This is a genomic window from Crocinitomicaceae bacterium, assembly GCA_016708105.1.
Classification (GTDB): domain Bacteria; phylum Bacteroidota; class Bacteroidia; order Flavobacteriales_D; family Crocinitomicaceae; genus JADJGJ01.
Genome location: JADJGJ010000001.1, coordinates 647,932 through 666,618, shown reverse-complemented (window position 1 = coordinate 666,618; position 18,687 = coordinate 647,932). Strand labels below are relative to the sequence as shown.

Genomic DNA, 18,687 nt, shown 5'->3' with positions numbered 1-18,687 from the left:
TGAGCGACATAACATACAGTCGTTAAGCAGACCCATGATTGAAGAAAGAAACTTAAGATTCTTATATCCTCCAATGGTCATAGTTAGCTCTATGCTATTGCTTTGCTTTATGACCGATGGTTATAAAGATCAATTAGATCCAAACCTAAAGAAGATTACAAATGATCTAATAGAATTGGGTGATCTCGCCGCAGGTATTTTGAGTATTGCTTTTGTTCTTTTTCTTGGTCATGTAATTGGCCTTTTTACTGTACTTTTCTTGACGGAGTTTGCGAATTTCTGCCGTTGGAAATCAACTTATGAATTTCAATTTTCAGAAAATATCTGGGAAAAAATCAACCTTAAAAATGGTAGGGAACATTTGAACCACACAGAGAATAGAGATGATTTATCTGCCGGTATTTCGTATGATCATGAACAAATAACTGAAGAAAATCAAAAATGGCTTTCAAGGCGATGGAATTCCTTTTTTATTTCCGCTAATTGCTGTCTAGCTTTTTTCCTTTCGATTGTTTTAGGATGTGTAATAGGTTTTGAGGTCAATTGTACCTGGATCATTATAAATCTAGTTATGGCTGCGCTGTTTTTTATTCATGCCAGATTATCTTGGAAACAATCAATGAATTTTGTGGTTTATCAATTAGGTTTGAAAAAAGACACAGAAAAATTGAAACGAAGGAGATTTTCGAAAAAACTCAAATCACCTTAGTATTTGCCCTTAACGGATTTTCCAAATCAGACAAATTCATTAAACCAAGTTTGAGTAGTTTAGTGTTTGCTTGCAGCGTTAATGTGCTTATGAACGCCCTAATATAAGGAAACATAATCGCAATGGCATTCTGATAAAAATAAGGTGGTATTTCTTCTAATTTAATTTGTCGATCAAATTTAAAAAGAGCTACAGAATTTACTTCACAGATGATTTTATTTTCATTTTGAGAATCATGCGTAACCAAATTCAAACTGATTTGAAATTCACTTTTAGTTGAGTCAAAAACACCAGAAGGCATAAACGCAAGTTTAAGCTCAGTGGTCATGTGATTCCCTTCATCGTACGAAAACTTTGGTACTCTGAATGATTCCATTGAAAATGATGCCGGTTTTGCTTCAATCATACTACAATATTACAAAAAAAAGACCCCGATTTTCTTTCGGGGTCTTTTTCTATTAGTTCTTTGGTTACAATTATAGGCGGAGAATAATGAGCTTCCACATTCCAACCAAGTTCAACTTTATACAATTCAACCTCGGTGATTAACGCTTCAAATGAAACTTCGTTCGTGACAGAAACGGCACCTAAATTATAGGCATTTGACAAACCTTCGACATAGTTAAAAATGTCATTTCCCTCTGATTTACTGCGCATAGCAAGTAAATCTGCTGCCACCTTTTCTTTATTCGCTAAAAGGTGCGCACGTAAGGCCAATTTTGCTTTCTCCAGCGCTTCCATAATTCGTTCTACGATGCAAACTTAATAATAGGTTCGGTTAAAGATACAATTTTTTGCTTGTTTTTAAAAGAAATTAGGATTCGGGGATTCAGCATGGTGAAGTTTTTCCGATCTTCATTGAATACAATTTTTATGCCCTCCAGATCAGCATTCCTATAATCTACGGCACGTATAACCTCATAAGGGAAAGCCTCTTCAGGACATTGCGAACGCAAATAGTCAATAATGTAACAAAGGTCAATACCCTGGGTTCCTTCAGGGTGAATTAAATTGAATTCATCCAAGAGTTCGACAAAACCTACTAAATCTTTACGGTTACCCGCTAAATCCAAATAAAAACCGTCCATTTCGTGATCAATCGTAATATCCACTTCACAGACATAAAATTGACTGTTGCAATGAGATTTACCCCAATATTTTGCATATTCGAAGTTGTAATCCCAAAAATAGTACCCTTCTCCTAAGAAAGGCTTTTTGCCCTCTTCTGGTTTATATTCTGACAGGTAGGGGAAATTTTTCAGTACTTCTCTTTCTCCTCCGTCTTTTCTGCATGTATGGTGTACAGTAAACTTCATTCTCCTGATATTGTGTTACAAATAAAGTGATTTTTCTGAAACTCAATGCCAAAATGTTTCCCCACAACGTAAATAGATTACGTCCTAACACCAGTACTTTCCGCGCAAACACCAATAGTATGAAATACGCCATTCATTGCAAAACCACCAACCTAAAATGGATTGCAGCTTTGACCAATGATAAAAATAAGGCAAAAGAATACCTGGCAAAAATTCAAGGCAAGGTAGAAGCTGAATTGATTGAAATTCCGGTAGAGAAATTTCCGATTTACATTATTGAAACCAGTGGTCATCATTTTGAGTTCACAGGTGACTTCAAAGACATCACCCAGAAAATAAAAGCGGTAAAACCTAAACGCAATTTTGATGACGCCTATTTCAATTACTACATTTTGACCAAACCATTTTTTACTCGGCCATACGGCACAGATCGCATGGGCGCATTGGATCATGTTCACGTTACAGACCGTGATTTAAAAACCAAATTAGAACCTGGTGAAAAAAGATGTCCTCGTTGTGATAAATACTGGCGGAAAGATTCGTTGATAATTTTAAATGTGCATCAAGAGAATTACAGTGCCAAACAATGCTTAAATTGTGGTACCTGTTGGAATTTGAAAAATGGGAAGGAAGTGGATTTGGAGATGGTGAAAATGAACCAACCAAAATTGAAAAAATAATGGAGGCACATTTAATAGCATATCGTAAGACTGGATTACTTGATTCAAAAAATACAAATGGAAATGATTTGCTCATTTTAACCACTCCGTCTAAATTTATTTTCACGGAAGAGGTTGTTTCATTGCTTAAAAACAAGTACAAAGCTGATGAGGAAGTGGGCGGTATGCTTTGGGTTAAACCTCAAGGTGAAAAAGAATCTGTCATTTACCTAGTTGAGAAAGTCTCGTTTATTAGAAATGCCATTGAAGATAAACCACGAGCAGACCAATTGAATAAATCGAACGCTTATTTACCCGATGCAGACGAATCAAACACGGTTCTATCAGAGATTAGTTCCGGTGGCTATTTACCCATGAAATTTCATACGCACCCGGTAAAGGGTGCTAATTTTTTGCAAGAAATTTCATACTCCTATTTAAAAACAGAGACTTCTGATCAAGATAAATTCGAGAGTACTTTTCCGTTAAAGATTGGAACTACCAGTTTATTGATGCCCCGCTGTTTGATCGTTGGAAACGATTCCTTTAATTCGGATTTGTTCATTGGTATCTACAATGGGTTCGTTGCTCCTCAAGGATTTGAAGACAGCAAAAAAAATATACAAGCAGAAAATATAGAACGGGCTGCTAGAATAGTCTCGTCGCTTAAATTAACCGACAACCAAAAAATGGGAATTGGATTAGGAGCAGCACTTATGATTTTTGCCGCCATAAAATACCCGAAGTATAGCTTTCCGGTTATTATGAGTCTTGCAGCACGTTTGCCATTAATGTTGTCAAGTACTGATCAAATTAAAAACCCACCGTACTATAACCGCCTCACCAAAGGGCGTGCGGAAATATTTATACCGAACGTATAAAAAAAAGAGAAAAATTACCCAATGAAATTTAGTGTCAAAAATCCTTACACCTATGATTGAATGCTGCATCTGTTGCCATAAAAATGACGAACAAATTCTCAGGCTGCGAGTTCCGTGGTGGAGTGAAGAAAAACTGCGCAAAGCATATAATTTTCGAGAAGAATTATGCGGCGGAGAAATTGATTATCACCTAACCGTCACCGGAGAAGAACTGCGAGCCATTCACGAAGCTAATCTTCCGCCCGATGAGCCAGAAAAGAGTGACCTGAGCTTTACGCCTTGGTACCGCAAAAAAGACCCCTTTATTGAAGGACAGATTGAAGCCATTATTAATTCCGCAGCGGCCTATGATAAAATTGAAATTGAGTTGTGGTATTGGAGCAGTGGTTATTGATCACGCCTGATGCTTAATACATATAAGAACTATGACCGAAAAAGAATTGTTAGCTAAAATTGAATTGTTCGAAAGCGAAAAAGCGAAAGCTGTTGCCAATCAAGATTATGAAAAGGCCTCAGAAATACGAGATCAAATTGATTATTTGAATAAAGTTTTGGAGGAGCATAAGAAGCAAACCAGCGCTAATTGAACCGCAACCTACCCTGTAAGGTAGCGCATTTGCTTCTCAGGCAAGGTTACTGAAGACCTTCTTCTTTTGCCCATACAGCGCTTCTGTGCATAAGATTTTCAAAACCGCTTGTCATTTCAGTCTCCACCAACTTAAAGTTAATCTTCCCAGTTCTCACGTGATGGAGCAAGGTGTAAACGGGTTTAAAAAAAAGCCCGAATTGTTCATCTAAAAAATCATCCTGAACATTCAGTTTAATCAATTCTTCCAGCAAACGGGTTGCAATTTTTAAAGAGTACGTGAGACTTCTTTCAATATCACCCTTTATTGGATACGTAGTATCTTCATACGGCATTGACCACACACTCCATACCTCCGGGAACCAATCTTCATATTTTTCAGGATAGACCTTGTATTTTTGAGTGAGTTCATGGTCTTCCAATCTACCCAAATATACACCTCCATCACTCGGTTGATCGTTAAACTGATTGTACGTAGCGTCCAACACAGTTCCCTCCTGGTCTACTTGCAACCAAAAGTGCGCAACATTAAACACAGATCCATCCTTCAAGAGTTTTGGAAACGTGCCCGAGCGTATTTCAGTTTTTATGCCTTTAGCATATAAATAGATCATTAATGCAAACGAGGTGGTGAAACAAAGTCCCGCAGGATTTTCATTTTTCAAACCATCTGAAATAAAATTTTCAGCCATTGCTTTTATTTGCTCATTTCGTTCGCTAAACATCTTTTGTAGTTTTATACCTTCAGTCCATCTAACTAGGCATGAAGTTCACGAAACCAGTGAACTCACTCTTTAAATTGTACCAGAAGCAATTTATGCATTTGCGGTGATTCAAATCTGAGTGTTGATAATTATTATATTTACGCCTCCCTCCTGCAAACGTCAGGGGTCTCAAAAGCCCGAATGGAGACACAAAAGAGGGCGTTTTTAGTCCTTAGCTTACAATTGATAACTAAAAAATCCCTGTCAGAGATGATGGGGATTTTATAACTATTCCTTCTTAAACAAATCAGTCGAATAAACATTCCACTTGCCACGATTTCTTGCAGATTCCACCAGAAAATGATCGCAGATAATTTTTGGAATACTTCGTCTTACTCCATGATTTAGAATTACAACGTTCTGGCCTTTAACTTTTTTGTCAGCTCGGTTCAATCCACTGGAATTCCAACTTGGATGGCACTCAAAAATTATTTTAGACTCAGCATAATCGATTTGTTCCTCCCAGTCCTGATTATTTAATTGAATCTCCCCACCAATCCTTCCGATATAGTATTCCGGTTGTATGTCTTCCCATCCAAACCAATCATCGTGTTGTGGAATCCTTGTTGCAAAATTTTGCTTTGATGCTTTACCAAAATAGAGTAAGACATTATTGCCATAAATATTGTGGTTCCCATAAAGCTGATAGAAGCCAAAGTCCGTTGGGCCATTCATTTTCAAAATTTCCTGACTTGAAAAAGGGCCTGTCCATAAAATTTCAATGGTATTATTCATATTAAAACAAATTTTAGTTTATAAAGCAGGATGATGCTTCTTAGTCGGACTTTTTGAACAAGGATTAGACGTCATACTCGACATTGAAGGACTTGAAATACCACAATATTTGCAAGTGTATTTATCTTTTTCAGAGCCTTCATACAATGCGTGTTTCTTACCTTCTGGATTTTTTGAACATGGATTTGAAGTCAAACTTGAAACGCTTGGACTCTTTGATCCACACCATTTACAATAAAAATTAGCCATAACAATTTATTTTTTAAGTTGCCTACACTTTTCGGTTTTCGGCATTACCGTATTTTATCAGCTCAACTCTGCTGAATTTTCATGTTCTGTTTTCAGCTTCTTACCAAATTCTTTGGGTTCAATCACTCGTACATTTGATCCTAAAGAAAGCATTTCCATAAAAAAATCATGGGTTAAGTAAATCAATAATTCAATCCGCAATTCTTTGTCATTGTCAACAAGAATCTTTTGTGATGAATGAATTGGTAAAGACTTAATGTACTTCCCTTGCTCTGGATCTAAAGTCAAAACAACTTTCTGCGGCTGCTGATCGGTTGGACAAATGATACCAAAAGCATGACGGAAAATTTCATTGATGTCAACCGATAAATTTCTTTTGAAGCCCTCAGACAAAATTGTCAATTCACTGATGCGATCTAACCCAAATGTTTTTAAACGCTTGTCTTTTCTGTCAATAGCAATCAGATACCAACGGCTCTTGAACTCTTTTAGGGCGTATGGTTCAACAAGTCTTAATGTTGGATCATCTTCCCAAAATTTCTGATACAAAAATTCAATACACTTTTCATTTTTTACGGCATGTAGTATTCCGAACAAATGTTCAGTTCCTTTCGGCTGACGGTTTTCCATAAAAATGTATTGGGTATTCCCGCTATTTTGATTGAGCGAATTGAAAATTTCAAAAGATTCCACCATTCTCAAAAATCCGGCATTTTCAATTTCTTGTTGCCGCAAATAATAACCTTTTGAAGAAGGTGAATATCCAATTTCAATTCCAAAAAGATCTCTGATTTCTTTTTTATCACGGTGAAATGTCCGAGTAGAAAATGACATTTGATTTCTGTCATCAAAAAACGACATTCGTTCATTTTCTCGATCAATGAAGTCCTTTATTTCTTCAATAGTTGAATAAGGAGCCGCCTTCAATTTTTTTAGAATTAAAGCATAGCGGGCTATGTAGGCGGCTTTGGACATTAGATTATCATTCGTCAATTAATTATGATATTTTGATTTCGGTTATATACTGTATTAATAATGAAATCTTCATAGAACAATATTTTTTCGATATCGCTCTCTGAAAAGGATAATCCATCAATTTTAGTTTCAAGAAATTTCAACATTTCAGTACCTCTTTGAATTATACTGTTAATCGTCCACAACTCATAACTGCTTATGTCAATTTCGTTGTACGATCCGGTTCTGAATCGTTCCTTTTTGGTAGCCCAACTTTTATTGCCAAGTGATGAGTTCTTACCATTCTTCAGAATTGTTAAATTTCCTAATGAGTTTATAATTACTTTCTGCATTAATGCAATTCTCTCATCATTACCTACTTCGGTAAGAGATAATAATTCGCTTTGCCAATTTTCTTTGAAACTTTGCGGAATAACGTGTTCAATAGTCGTCTCATAAAACTCAGAAAGAAGCACCTTATCATTTGTTTCTCTTGATACTAACTTCAGATAGTTGTCATATTCAAAAAGAAAATACTTAAGTGCGCTCCATCTGTGAAAACCATTTGCCCCGCGCACATACGTGAATAAGGCATTAAATGAGCGGATGATGCTTTGGATATCAACAGGTATGCTTAACAATTCATTCTGCCTATCAATTATCCTGTTTGCATCGTCCTCGTTGTTGTATAGATCACGAGCCCAATTTGCAGGATTTCTTTCATCCATTATTCCGATTCCGGGAACTTGATTTCTAAAAAGTATTTTCTCTAATTTCTCAAAAATGATATTTACCCGAATATCGTCTTTGATTTTGTATAAGACGGCAGTAATAAATATTTTGATTTCCTTGCTACTATTTAATATTAGGATTCGTTTAATTATCTTATTGTCTGAATTGTGAATCTTGAACCATATAGGCGCTAATTCGGATAGCTTTACAATATAGTCGTCAATTTTCTTGTACGAAATTGGTTCTTCGAGTTTACCACTTTCATCTGAGCTATATTTTTCAGGTTTATTACAAAACATTTCAAATACCTTTTGTTCTGCCAAGTTCTCGGAAAATGTCGATTCTTTTGGCTTCCTATACAATGAAAGATGAGCAGATAAAAATACATCTTCATCAAGAATTGAATCTGGATTTTGTGCAAGACTATTGAATATTTCAGCCCAAGCTTGATTGATTTTCCTTCTTAATAACACTAAATCTTCAGGAGGGCCTGAAAGCTTTTCTGCTAAATAAATTAATCTGTTTTTCAGTTTTTCAAGTGTCGACAAAGGTTTGCCTCGATTATTCATGGTTTCAAAAACTGCTTGAACGTCTAAATCTCTTTCAATTGTTCTTATGTCAAATTGCAGCGCAGTCGTAACTTTTCTGAATAAATTATCTTTTTGTTGATGTTCAAGCCCCGCAATTTTTTCTCTAAAGAATTGCTTCGCCAACATAAGATTTTTGGAGTAGAGATTCAAATGTCCCTGTCTTAGAATCACTTTTTTATCTTCATAAATTGTATTCAATAAAAAACTATAGTTATTGTCAGTAAGCGCATAACAAAATTTATAAATTCTGTTTTCACCGGAAAGATTTGATTTATATAAGTACGTTTTTATAAGATCATCCCGATTTTCTTCTGCATAACCAATTTGTGTGGCATTGATCAGCTCGAACAACAAAATGCTAATCGTTGTAAGTCTTTGCTGCCCATCAACAACATTATAAAATTCTACTCCTGAATACCATTTTTCCATTTCTTGTGGAAGCGTTTTTTCAATATAAAGAGTACCGGTATAGTGTTTCCTGTATTCACCCTCTACTATATGAATTTCTTCAAGATCGTCCCACAATTCATCCAATTGTTTTTCTTGCCATGAGTATCCTCTTTGATAATCAGGAATACGAAAGATCCTTGTACCAAATAAATTTTTTAAGTTATATGCTGTCATCGTAAATATTTTTTTGAGTTTCTCATTCTCTGCCTAACCTTATGTTAAATCAATTTCGTTAAATGAAGTATAAATAATTCACCACATGCCCTTGCATCACTCAAAGCATCATGATGATTGAGTGGTATTCCATAGGTCTTAGCTAATTCCGCCAAATTGCTTTTGAAAATTTTATATGTACAGAATTTAAAATACGGCGGTACTTCCAATTGATAAAAAGCCAACGTTTTGTCGAGACATTGAAAGTCAAATGAAAATCCATTGTGCGCAACAACATCACGAAATTGGATGTAATCAATTATTTCTGGCCAAATTTGAGCAAAGGTTGGAGCGTTTGCCGTGTCCTGCGGAGTGATACCATGCACATCAATCAAATTTTCATAATATTCGTTTCCCGGAGGTTTAATCAGGGAGTTAAATTCTTTGACAATTACTCCATTTTCAAAACTCACCAAACCAACTTGACAGATACTTGATCTTTCATAAGTAGCTGTTTCAAAATCTATGGCTGTAAAATCTGCGATCATGACACTACTAAGCTACAAAACCAATTCGACTTTTACTCTCTACCTGATGAAAATCAGTCTCGTGCTGATTGTAAATTTCGGCTAACGTCATCGGTTCGTTAATTTCTTTAGTAAATCCAAGTTTATCGGAAAGTTTCTGTGCCTTTTCGGTTGCCAAAGGTTTGAACTCATAACGAGCAATCAATCTTCCCTTGCGCAATAGTGCTTTGTCAACTTTTGTAAGTTCGGTATTGAATGAACAGATTATTTGAATATTCAAACAATCAGACAAAAGACCATCGGTTAAATTGAGGATGGCTGAAACTGGTGAAACTTCGTTTCGTTCTCTGTCCAATACTAATTGTTCTGCATCTTCTATTACAAAAATTGAATTTGGATTTGATATTAATACCTTGATTAAATCGGGATTGGTAAGTGAATTGGCAAGTCTAGGCGGTAGAAAGATTATGTCTTTTTTATGTTTCAATTTTGAGATGATAAACCGAACGTAACTCGTTTTACCTGTACCAGGAATACCATGTAGTAAAACCAAACCTTTGTTATTCCTTTTAGACAAGGATGAAAGTATGGTTTGATGAACCGCAGCCAAATCATCATTGTAATTCAAAGTAATATCCAGTTTAGGATTTGAGATCAACATTTTTTTGGTATCCAATCCTTTCATAGAATTTATAAGTACGTGCATTTCCGGTTTGTCCTTCGGTCGTTTTTTCTGAAACTTCTGCAATTCCGAAATCAGTTGATTCATTTTTTTCGTTGCGGCCAAAGAAGAATAAATTTGTACAACTCTCAAATGGATATCCATAGAAAAGATTAAATCATTTTGTATCTCAACAACCACATCTTTCAATTCAAATTCACCATTAAAGGCTTTATTCAAAATTACCTGTCTGAATTTAGATTCCTGACCTAAAATCAATTGCTTATATGCCTCTTCACATTCAACCATTTCCATTTCTACCCTCTGTGAGAACAAACCGTTCTTTGTCGCAAATACAAGACCGGCATCTATAAATGCGGCATTTGTAGTCATTATGCTAGCATAGTTTGACACTGCGTAAAAATGGTCTTCTATTTTATCTTTTTTGTGTAATATTTTTTTTTGATTCATAGCGTTATTATTTGAAGTCAAAGTTAAACGCACACTGTGCCAAAGTATGGCGCAATGAAAATTGATTGGATTTTTTTTTCTTTGATTTCTCCCTCCTGCAAAAGTCACGGGTCTCAAAAGCCCCAATAGGGAAACAAAAGAGGATTTTTAATAGAACTTTATTCCTTCACAAACTGCGCTGAAAAAACACCTCGTTCACAAATAACTTTGATAAAATAATTTCCACTTGATAATCCTGAAACATCAATTGAATTTTCATCTAAAATTGTTTGATGAAGAATTTCTTTTCCATCTAATGAGTAGATAAATATTTCTGCGTTTTCAATTTGGCCAAAAGAAAAGTTAATTTCATTTTGAACCGGATTTGGATAAACTTGAAGTAAGTCTATTTCAGTATTTTCTATCCCCAGTTGATAGCCTACCGGAATCGAAATCCATGCAAGGTCAGAAGGGTAAGGAATCGTATCGCCGCTTACAAGAATTGGAAATGCCGGACAATCTGATGTAATCTTATACCCGCACATGTAATAAAAATCCACATATCCAGGTATCATCATGTTTGGATTAAGTTGAAATGTATCTGTATCGTAATGAATTGCGTCGATTCCTGGAATACAGCAAGTATAGGAACTACCGAGGTATTGATTACCAATCATATCAACAAGGTGACTGCTATCCTTTATACAACCATAATTCGAGTATCGCATAAAAACAACTACTTCGATTTGGTCGTTCAAATCTGGGAATAAAGGTGAATAGCGGATAGAGTCAATTTGCTGCCCAAATCCCATTGTGCCAAACACGTATAAATAAAAAAATATAGAATATTTATATACTTTTCCTTTCATCAAACCTTTTGTTAATGACAAATTACGACTTTTTCATTGAATTCTTTTCCAGAACATAATACTTTGACGAAATATACCCCATTCGTAAAACCTTCAACATTGACCGAAACTTGTTGTGAGCCTTGGATGAAACTATAAGTTTCAATCAGTCTTCCTCCTAAATCATAAAGCTGAATTGATGAAATCTCATCCGTAGAAGACACCATAGAAACGTTCAACATGTTGTTAGCTGGATTTGGATATACATCAATACCTGAATCCATAGTTTCCTCATCTATTCCAACATTTGGATTTTGAATGTAAAGTGTATATGCAAATTTCACCGCGGTTGCTGTATCATGAGGATACCAACCAACTGGTATATAATATCCAGAGTCCAAATCAAATGCAAAAATTTCATAAACATACCCATGTAACGTCGCTGAATTTGCGTCATATGTTAGCATTTCTACATCTACTTCATTTGGAAAATGATGAATTGGCTGTACTATGGTTCCTCCAGACGGCACACTATAGTCCCCATAACCGGTTGAAAGAGCATCACGCTTCCAGCCACTTACTAAATTGTAACCGCTCGGAATGGAGTGCGTATTCGTCGCAATAAATTCATATTTCGTGACATTTAATACAGATGCCAATGGTGTATTGGCACCTGGAAGTATTCCGTAAACATCCTCATTTTCATAGCTGATTTGATTAATATAAACACTCTCAAAAGTTGAGTCTTCAAATTCAAAATGTAAAATGTTGTATTCTGGTAGTGAAATACCTTGGACAGTATTTCCGGCATTTAATCTACCATATCCTGTCTCCATGTCTACACCTGGGGAATTGGGGAATGCTGTAATATCTGTTGCATAATATTGCATTAATTGTTCGCAATCTTCTGGTGCCATGTATGACAATGCCTGAATATCATCATTATAATACCCTATCATTAATGCTCCAGTTCCAGCCACATGGGGAGCCGCCAAACTTGTACCGTTGAGTTCCTTCGAACAAGAATTACCGTATTCATGTGTATCATTAAACGTATTGAATTCATGATCGAGTGGTGAATATAACTGAATGACTCCTGGTGCAATAAAATCAAGTTTAGTTGAACCACAATTACTAAATCCGGCTCGTGCACCTGTGGTATCATTGGCTCCAACTTGCGTTATCCAGTCATCCTTTAAATGTGCCGGATAAGAAATAAAATTGCAATCACCTGGTATTCCTGACTCAGCATTACCTGAAGAGACGACAATAAATACCTCATTCTCATGTGCAGTTTGCATCGCATCTTCAACTTCAAAATTATGAAACCCACCCCAACTGTGATTCTGAATATATTGACCTAATCCACCACTGGTTGTTGAGATTGCCCCATCAACAATGGCCTGCGCAATTTGAGTTGATGTTGCTGCAATAGGAAAACAATTGCTCAGATTTTCTGCAAAAATTTTCATATCGTGTAAGACTACACCATCACCCGTTCCAGATCCACCTGCAACTCCAACTGAACCATAAGAGTTATCTCTCCATGCACCAATAATACCTGCCACAGCAGTGCCATGACCAATGTCATCAGAATTCTCGTTCAACAATATCGGTGAGCCTGTAATGTAATTGTAACCGTCAACAACCGAAGAATTTGAAAACGTTCCGTCAGATATATCATCGTGCATTCTTCTAATTCCGCTATCAAAAACGCCACAGCTAATAGAAGTTGTCCCCACAAAAATATCCCAAGCTGGTTCGATGTTAATGTTTGCATCAGGGTAAGCAACTGTTGCAACGAGGGCTCCATGATTTCCGTTTTGATATTCCGTATCATTTGCCCCAGCATGCAATTCATAAATGGCGTTGAAATCAGCGAATAAAACTGAACCGTCAGTTAATGTAAATTCATTTTTAGCCAATGAATCATCAACGAATGGAGGAATTATAATCCCAAAGCTTGCATAAAATGGTGCTAATCGAACAACGTGTCCCCCTCGTGAAATTGATATAGTGTCTGCTGTTGTTCTATTCGGATGCACCTTATAGCACTCAAATTTTGAAACATCATAGCCAATACTATCCGAAATTCGATCAAGCAAGACAATATCAACAAAGTCACCTAATTCACCATGCATTTTATCTTTATTATTCACGTTCTCCTCAATAATAAAGTCAGGATTAAAACGAACAACGATTTCTCCTTTAACTCTTGGGTTATTTCCTGCCGAATCAACCACTGCATCAATTGACGTTTCTAAAATGGAATATTTGAGAACTGTTAATTCAGTTGTGTCAATGCGCTCAGCAACCCCGGTCACATAAATATCAGAGCCATTAAGACGAATGTCTAACGCACTATAGTCAACATTATCCGTAGAAAATTCTCGAATAAAATATTCTTGACCCGATGTATTGTATTTGACAATACGCATATTTGATGAACCTCCATTATTGATTGTACCAGCTATAAAACTTTCACCTTCATTGGTAACTGCAATCTTTTCTGAAGCGCAGGTTTCAATTTGAGAGCCATTACCGGTAAAAGACGACCACAGTAGTGACCCTGCTGGGTCATATTTCAACGTAACAAAATTTGTTCCACCTGTAGATAGTTCAGTATAGCCCGTAACGTAGATATTTCCGTAACCATCGACTCCAAGATCGTTTGCAACATCGTCATACGAATCGACATAATCTACAATCCAAGTCAATGCCAAATTTGAGTCTAATTTTATAGTTTGAATATTCTTATTTCCTGAAACTTCTGCATATCCTGTAATATAAATATTATTCAAAGAGTCAGATGTCATGGAGTTTGCCTCAACCATCGTTGCCCCAGTAATATTTGTTCTAGTCACTGTCATACTACCGGTAAGTTTATGGATTTTTAAAGTTGCTAAATCCCAATCCCCAACAGCTGCTGCTGAGCCACCTGTCACAATAACATTCGTACCAGATGAAATAATTGACGTAGCTCCGTCATGTAAATTTGCATAATTATAATACTTTGTCCAGGTGCCACCAGGGCCAAAATTTAATTTATTTACAGCGAAATCAGAAAATCCGTTAGTCGCTTCTGATCCACCACAAACGTAAACCGCAGAACTTTCCACCAGCAAAGCTGTGGGAATGTCGTCACCATTTCCAGCTCCATTAAAATTGTTTACATAAGTTTGCGCACCAGTTGTAGAATTGTATCTGAGTGTGCAATAATCATAACCTGTACCTGTGTTTTTTGCAGCTCCAACTACCCAAATATTCCCAGAAAGAAACTTGATGTCTACACCATAATCATCACCATTGGCAGATCCCGCATAAGTTGAGACCCATAAAGTATCTCCATTTGTATCATACTTAATAGTCATGATGTCAGTATTGCCATTAATATTTCGCACGTTACTTGTAACATACAAATGGCCTCCATTAACAATACTTGCTGAGTGATAAAGGGCGTCGCCTACAACAGGACTCCTATCTACCCACTCTAAACTGGTGTGGTGAATTTGGCTTAATGCCGTTTTTGAAAACAGTGCAACAATTAGGATGCTGACGGCTCTGAAATTTAGTTGAATCATAATTTTTGGGTTTAGAGAACAAACGAAACTGACTTTCAGTTTAATGCTGCGTAAACGTAAGACTAATTTTTGTCAAAAACATGAGTGAATCCACTCAAAAATAAAACGTAGTTTCCGCAATCGGTAAATCGTTTGAAAATAAAAAATCACTGTTCTAATCCATTATTTTCATGTATTTTTTGCATGACAAATACCGTATTTTCCACATGACATAAATTCCGAATTAGCGATGAAAAATTTCAAATCGCCGAATCATATGAACAAAAGCTCCAACAACGGATATTAGAAATTAGTTTTAATTTTGAACACTCCCTTAGGTAAACGTCACGGGTCTCAAAAGCCCGAATGGGGAAACAAAAGAGGGAGTTTTTATCTTTAGCTTACAATTGATAACTGGGAAATCCTTGTCAGAGATGATGGGGATTTTTTTACCAATCCCACCAAAATTTGAAAACTATTGTTTCACAACTTTCGTGAAATATCGTCGAGTATCAGCAACACAAACCAAATGATAAATGCCTGGACTTAAATTTCTCAGGTCAATTTCGTAATAACTATTTGATTTTTTTTGTGGATTCTCCGTCAGAACAAGAATCCCTGCTGCGTTATACACTTCAATGAAAAAGAAATCATCAGTGAAAGAATTAAGTCTTATAAAATCGCTTGTTGGATTAGGATATGCGTTTATACTAAATTCAGATTCGCCAATCCGATTGGTGGAAGAAACAACGAAACTTGTATCGATATAAGCAGAATCGTAAATAGCCGGAAAGTCATCGCAAACAGTAAAACCATAATCCCCCCTACCAATTAGTCGAAGATTATAAGTTCCTTCAGAAAGCATCCCTAAACTAATTGTGTCTACAAAAAACTCGGTATTTGCAGTCGCATAGATCCCCATGCAAACAGAAGCTTCAATATCTGAACCATTGATGATTGCGTTTTCATTTTCATAACTGGCTCCTTGAAACGTTCCAATATTAAAAGCCACCTTTACTTCTTCTCCAGGAAGCGGATAGCTGGGTATGATTTTCAAATTGCCAATGTGAAAACTCCAGGTTACGTCAGTTGGTTGAGCATTAGAAAAACTTGAAAATAAAACAAAAATAAGCAGTAATCCTAAGGACGTAAGAGTTGATTTTGATTGTACTTCAAACCTGTTTAAAGGAATACAATTTTTGTTGTTCATGTGTTTTTTATTGCCTTATTCAAGGATAAGTTCTCCCTGATAATTCCCAACTCTAATATAATAAAAACCTGGCGATAATTGCTCCTTGTAAATCGTTGTTTGCTCATTCTGGATCAATAATGTTCTTACAAGCACGCCAAGTTGATTGTAAATAAACATTGTTTCACCAATCAAACTTCGTTCAATCTGAATTGATGTTGATTCGGTGAAAGGATTTGGAAAAATCATTAATAATGATTCTGATTCGTTTGTTGTCACAGATGCAGAACCCATGCTTAATTCAGCCATAACCCAACAACCGATTGAATCATTTACAATCAAAGTAAAATATTCGTTACATAAATCGGATTTAACATTTTGACCTATTCCGTCCGGCCCTCCGGGATCCCAGAAATAAGCAATTCCTGAATAGCCACCCTGATGATTTAAGACAGTATCAACTGTTGCAATGCCATCACAAGCTGCCAATGAACTTGGATCAGTGAAGTAAACAATCGGTTGCAGCTCTCCCGGATTTTCAAGATAAACAGAGTCAAATAACTCACAACCCATATCATCAATGACGTAACAATAATACCAACCCCAAACCAAAGTATTAGGCGTTCCTGAATACCATGTCATTATTGCACCTGTCGAATCAGATATTGAATATTCATTGCCTCCATTTCCTCCGGTTGCATTGATTGTGACCGCACCATCTGAATAATTGTAACAAGTAGGATTTTCACCAGTAACGGTCATTTCAAAATCATCACATTGACTGAAAATGGACGAATGATTGAAACAAAATAACACAAAGAATAATATCGGCTGAAAATATAAATTTTTCATGGTACTGGATTGGTTGTAAACAAGACGAAAGCTACTGGCTAAAAGTTGAAAGACACGAAATCAATTCAATAAATTATTTAAGCGATTGAATTATTTCTTGTAATTACATTTTTACCAATTGAGTAGAATGAATGCCTGATTCGGTAAAGACGTGGATGATATAACTTCCAGTTGATAATTCTGAAACATCCACAACATTTTCACTATTAAGAATTAAAGTTTGAATCACTTTTCCGTCAATCGAGTATATTGTAACAATCAATTTTTCTGAAGTAATACCGGCTAAATTAATATAAGAGGAGGCAGGGTTTGGGAAAATAATCAGAGTTGGTTCCTCAAGCACTTCGTCGAATCCGGCGTATCCTTCAAAGTACTTTGCAGAATAAGCTGTAATACCATCACCAGTAATTTCGATAGGATTTCCATTCGGATTAAAATTCACGGTTTGTGTTATTCTACCCGTGATATAGAGATTAGATTGTTGATCTAAAATCAAATCTTCTGCGTAGTCCCCTGATATGCCGCCAATTGCGTCGCCCCAAATAAATAGTCCTGTCGAATCCAGTTTCTCAATAAATATCTCCGAAAAACCATTTGAAATCTCAAGCTCTTCTTCAACCCCAGGATTCAGGTCAGTTGAAGTATTAAAGTAACCGCAAATAAAAATATTCGCTTGAGCGTCAATTGTTAATGACTTGCCAAAATCGTAATATCCTCCGCCAATAGATTTCGACCAAATAAAATTACCTGATACATCAACTTTCTGAATAAAAATATCTTGACTTCCCGCAGCAGAATCTAAATAAACATTAGTACCAGAATTAAAATCTACCGTATCATAAAATGTACCGAGAGTGTAAACACTTCCAGTCATGTCAATCGCTAAATCAATCCCAACATCAGAATTCTCACCTCCGAAACAATTCGCCCAAATAAAATTTCCGTCTTGGTCAAGTTTCAATGTATAAACATCTGGATAACTAATCGTCGATGAACTGTATGGATAATTATCTACTCCTGGATCAAAATCTGCACTGCCAATAATTGCTCCTGTTATATAAATATTGCCAACTGGGTCAGTGATGATAGCATTTCCTGTTGTTGGATTAATTGTTCTCAACCAAATTAGAGTTCCTGCTGAATCAAGTTTTTGGATGAATACACTGCCACCTGGCGGAGGTATTTCACTCGCCCCACTTGGGTCAAAATCTACTGTACCGAAATATTCTCCTGTAAGTACTAAATTATTCTGAAAATCAATCGTAATATCTTTTGCGATACTGCCATAGGCTGCAAGATTTCCTTCCATAGTTTTTACCCATGCCAAATTCCCAGATGCGTCCAATTTTAAAACAAATATTTCAGAAACAGCGGACGTAGTTTTAAGAAATTGATTGTTACTTGGATTAAAATCCACAGTGCCTGAATATGCGCCTGCTACATATATGCAACCGGCACTATCACTTAAAATAGCGTTTCCTACTATTTCACTGGTTCCTACCCCAATTATACCTTTTATCCAAATTACGTTACCGTCAGAATCTGATTTTTGAATGAAGCAATTATCCGCAGCAGTTGGTGAAACGATGGTATCAGCACCCGTTGTTGTTTGCACAATGAGAGTGCCATGAAATAGGCCGACTGTTAAAACATTATCATTGACATCCGTGCAGATTGCAACTCCTTCAGAAGATCCTGTTTCATGTCCGTTAACCCAATCCAAATAAGGTTTTTGGCCTTCAGCTAAATGAGGTAAACTGATCGCAAGCAATACGGCGATCAGTTTACCAAATAAAAAAATATTTCTAATTATAAAATTCAA

Annotated in this window: 19 protein-coding genes; 5 read left to right on the top strand and 14 right to left on the bottom strand. The window is 36.1% G+C overall.

The window, feature by feature from the left end:
* The first annotated feature begins 34 nt into the window (after window positions 1-34).
* Window positions 35-709 (top strand): hypothetical protein, encoded by a 675-nt coding sequence (locus IPH66_02780; GenBank protein ID MBK7128277.1) that lies wholly within the window; start codon window positions 35-37, stop codon window positions 707-709.
* Here the strand turns inward: IPH66_02780 and IPH66_02775 are convergent.
* The 3 genes from IPH66_02775 to IPH66_02765 are packed head-to-tail and all read right to left on the bottom strand — an operon-like array spanning window position 696 to window position 2,025.
* Entirely contained in the window at window positions 696-1,115 is a 420-nt protein-coding gene (locus IPH66_02775; protein MBK7128276.1) for a protein-export chaperone SecB, read from the bottom strand. The genes IPH66_02780 and IPH66_02775 overlap by 14 nt on opposite strands.
* Window positions 1,112-1,450 carry a hypothetical protein gene (locus tag IPH66_02770; protein ID MBK7128275.1) on the bottom strand — a complete coding sequence of 113 codons (339 nt, stop codon included), beginning with the start codon at window positions 1,448-1,450 and terminating at the stop codon, window positions 1,112-1,114. Before IPH66_02770 ends, IPH66_02775 begins: the two co-directional genes overlap by 4 nt.
* Before the next feature lie 8 nt (window positions 1,451-1,458).
* Entirely contained in the window at window positions 1,459-2,025 is a 567-nt protein-coding gene (locus IPH66_02765) for a hypothetical protein (GenBank protein MBK7128274.1), read from the bottom strand.
* A gap of 119 nt (window positions 2,026-2,144) precedes the next feature.
* On the opposite strand from IPH66_02765, the gene IPH66_02760 reads away from it, so the two are divergent.
* From IPH66_02760 to IPH66_02745, 4 genes are read left to right on the top strand one after another with little or no spacing between them, the layout of a single operon-like run.
* Complete coding sequence (locus IPH66_02760; GenBank protein MBK7128273.1) at window positions 2,145-2,705, top strand: hypothetical protein; 561 nt, start codon at window positions 2,145-2,147, stop codon at window positions 2,703-2,705.
* Window positions 2,633-3,565: a hypothetical protein gene (locus tag IPH66_02755; protein ID MBK7128272.1), complete on the top strand. Its 933-nt coding sequence runs from the start codon at window positions 2,633-2,635 to the stop codon at window positions 3,563-3,565. The genes IPH66_02760 and IPH66_02755 overlap by 73 nt, the downstream gene beginning before the upstream one ends.
* 52 nt (window positions 3,566-3,617) lie before the next feature.
* Entirely contained in the window at window positions 3,618-3,959 is a 342-nt protein-coding gene (locus IPH66_02750; GenBank protein MBK7128271.1) for a hypothetical protein, read from the top strand.
* Window positions 3,960-3,990: 31 nt separating this feature from the next.
* A complete protein-coding gene (locus IPH66_02745) occupies window positions 3,991-4,152 on the top strand; it encodes a UvrB/UvrC motif-containing protein (GenBank protein ID MBK7128270.1) in 162 nt (53 codons plus the stop codon).
* 46 nt (window positions 4,153-4,198) lie between these two features.
* Here the strand turns inward: IPH66_02745 and IPH66_02740 are convergent, their stop codons facing one another.
* The 11 genes from IPH66_02740 to IPH66_02690 form a co-directional block, all read right to left on the bottom strand.
* A complete protein-coding gene (locus tag IPH66_02740; GenBank protein MBK7128269.1) occupies window positions 4,199-4,876 on the bottom strand; it encodes a hypothetical protein in 678 nt (225 codons plus the stop codon).
* Window positions 4,877-5,143: 267 nt separating this feature from the next.
* Window positions 5,144-5,650, bottom strand: coding sequence for a hypothetical protein (locus IPH66_02735; GenBank protein ID MBK7128268.1), 507 nt, complete (start codon window positions 5,648-5,650; stop codon window positions 5,144-5,146).
* A 306-nt stretch (window positions 5,651-5,956) separates the two neighbouring features.
* Window positions 5,957-6,874, bottom strand: a complete 918-nt coding sequence (locus IPH66_02730) for a WYL domain-containing protein (protein MBK7128267.1) — start codon at window positions 6,872-6,874, stop codon at window positions 5,957-5,959.
* Window positions 6,875-6,888: 14 nt separating this feature from the next.
* A complete protein-coding gene (locus IPH66_02725) occupies window positions 6,889-8,799 on the bottom strand; it encodes a DUF262 domain-containing protein (GenBank protein ID MBK7128266.1) in 1,911 nt (636 codons plus the stop codon).
* 44 nt (window positions 8,800-8,843) lie between these two features.
* Entirely contained in the window at window positions 8,844-9,323 is a 480-nt protein-coding gene (locus tag IPH66_02720; GenBank protein ID MBK7128265.1) for a 3'-5' exonuclease, read from the bottom strand.
* 10 nt (window positions 9,324-9,333) lie between these two features.
* Entirely contained in the window at window positions 9,334-10,437 is a 1,104-nt protein-coding gene (locus IPH66_02715) for an AAA family ATPase (GenBank protein ID MBK7128264.1), read from the bottom strand.
* 158 nt (window positions 10,438-10,595) lie between these two features.
* Complete coding sequence (locus IPH66_02710) at window positions 10,596-11,285, bottom strand: T9SS type A sorting domain-containing protein (protein MBK7128263.1); 690 nt, start codon at window positions 11,283-11,285, stop codon at window positions 10,596-10,598.
* A gap of 11 nt (window positions 11,286-11,296) precedes the next feature.
* A complete protein-coding gene (locus tag IPH66_02705) occupies window positions 11,297-14,845 on the bottom strand; it encodes a S8 family serine peptidase (GenBank protein ID MBK7128262.1) in 3,549 nt (1,182 codons plus the stop codon).
* A gap of 454 nt (window positions 14,846-15,299) precedes the next feature.
* Window positions 15,300-16,034: a T9SS type A sorting domain-containing protein gene (locus tag IPH66_02700; GenBank protein ID MBK7128261.1), complete on the bottom strand. Its 735-nt coding sequence runs from the start codon at window positions 16,032-16,034 to the stop codon at window positions 15,300-15,302.
* A gap of 15 nt (window positions 16,035-16,049) precedes the next feature.
* Window positions 16,050-16,865 (bottom strand): T9SS type A sorting domain-containing protein, encoded by an 816-nt coding sequence (locus IPH66_02695; protein ID MBK7128260.1) that lies wholly within the window; start codon window positions 16,863-16,865, stop codon window positions 16,050-16,052.
* A 103-nt stretch (window positions 16,866-16,968) separates the two neighbouring features.
* On the bottom strand, window positions 16,969-18,687 hold the full coding sequence (locus IPH66_02690) for a T9SS type A sorting domain-containing protein (GenBank protein MBK7128259.1): 1,719 nt from the start codon (window positions 18,685-18,687) through the stop codon (window positions 16,969-16,971).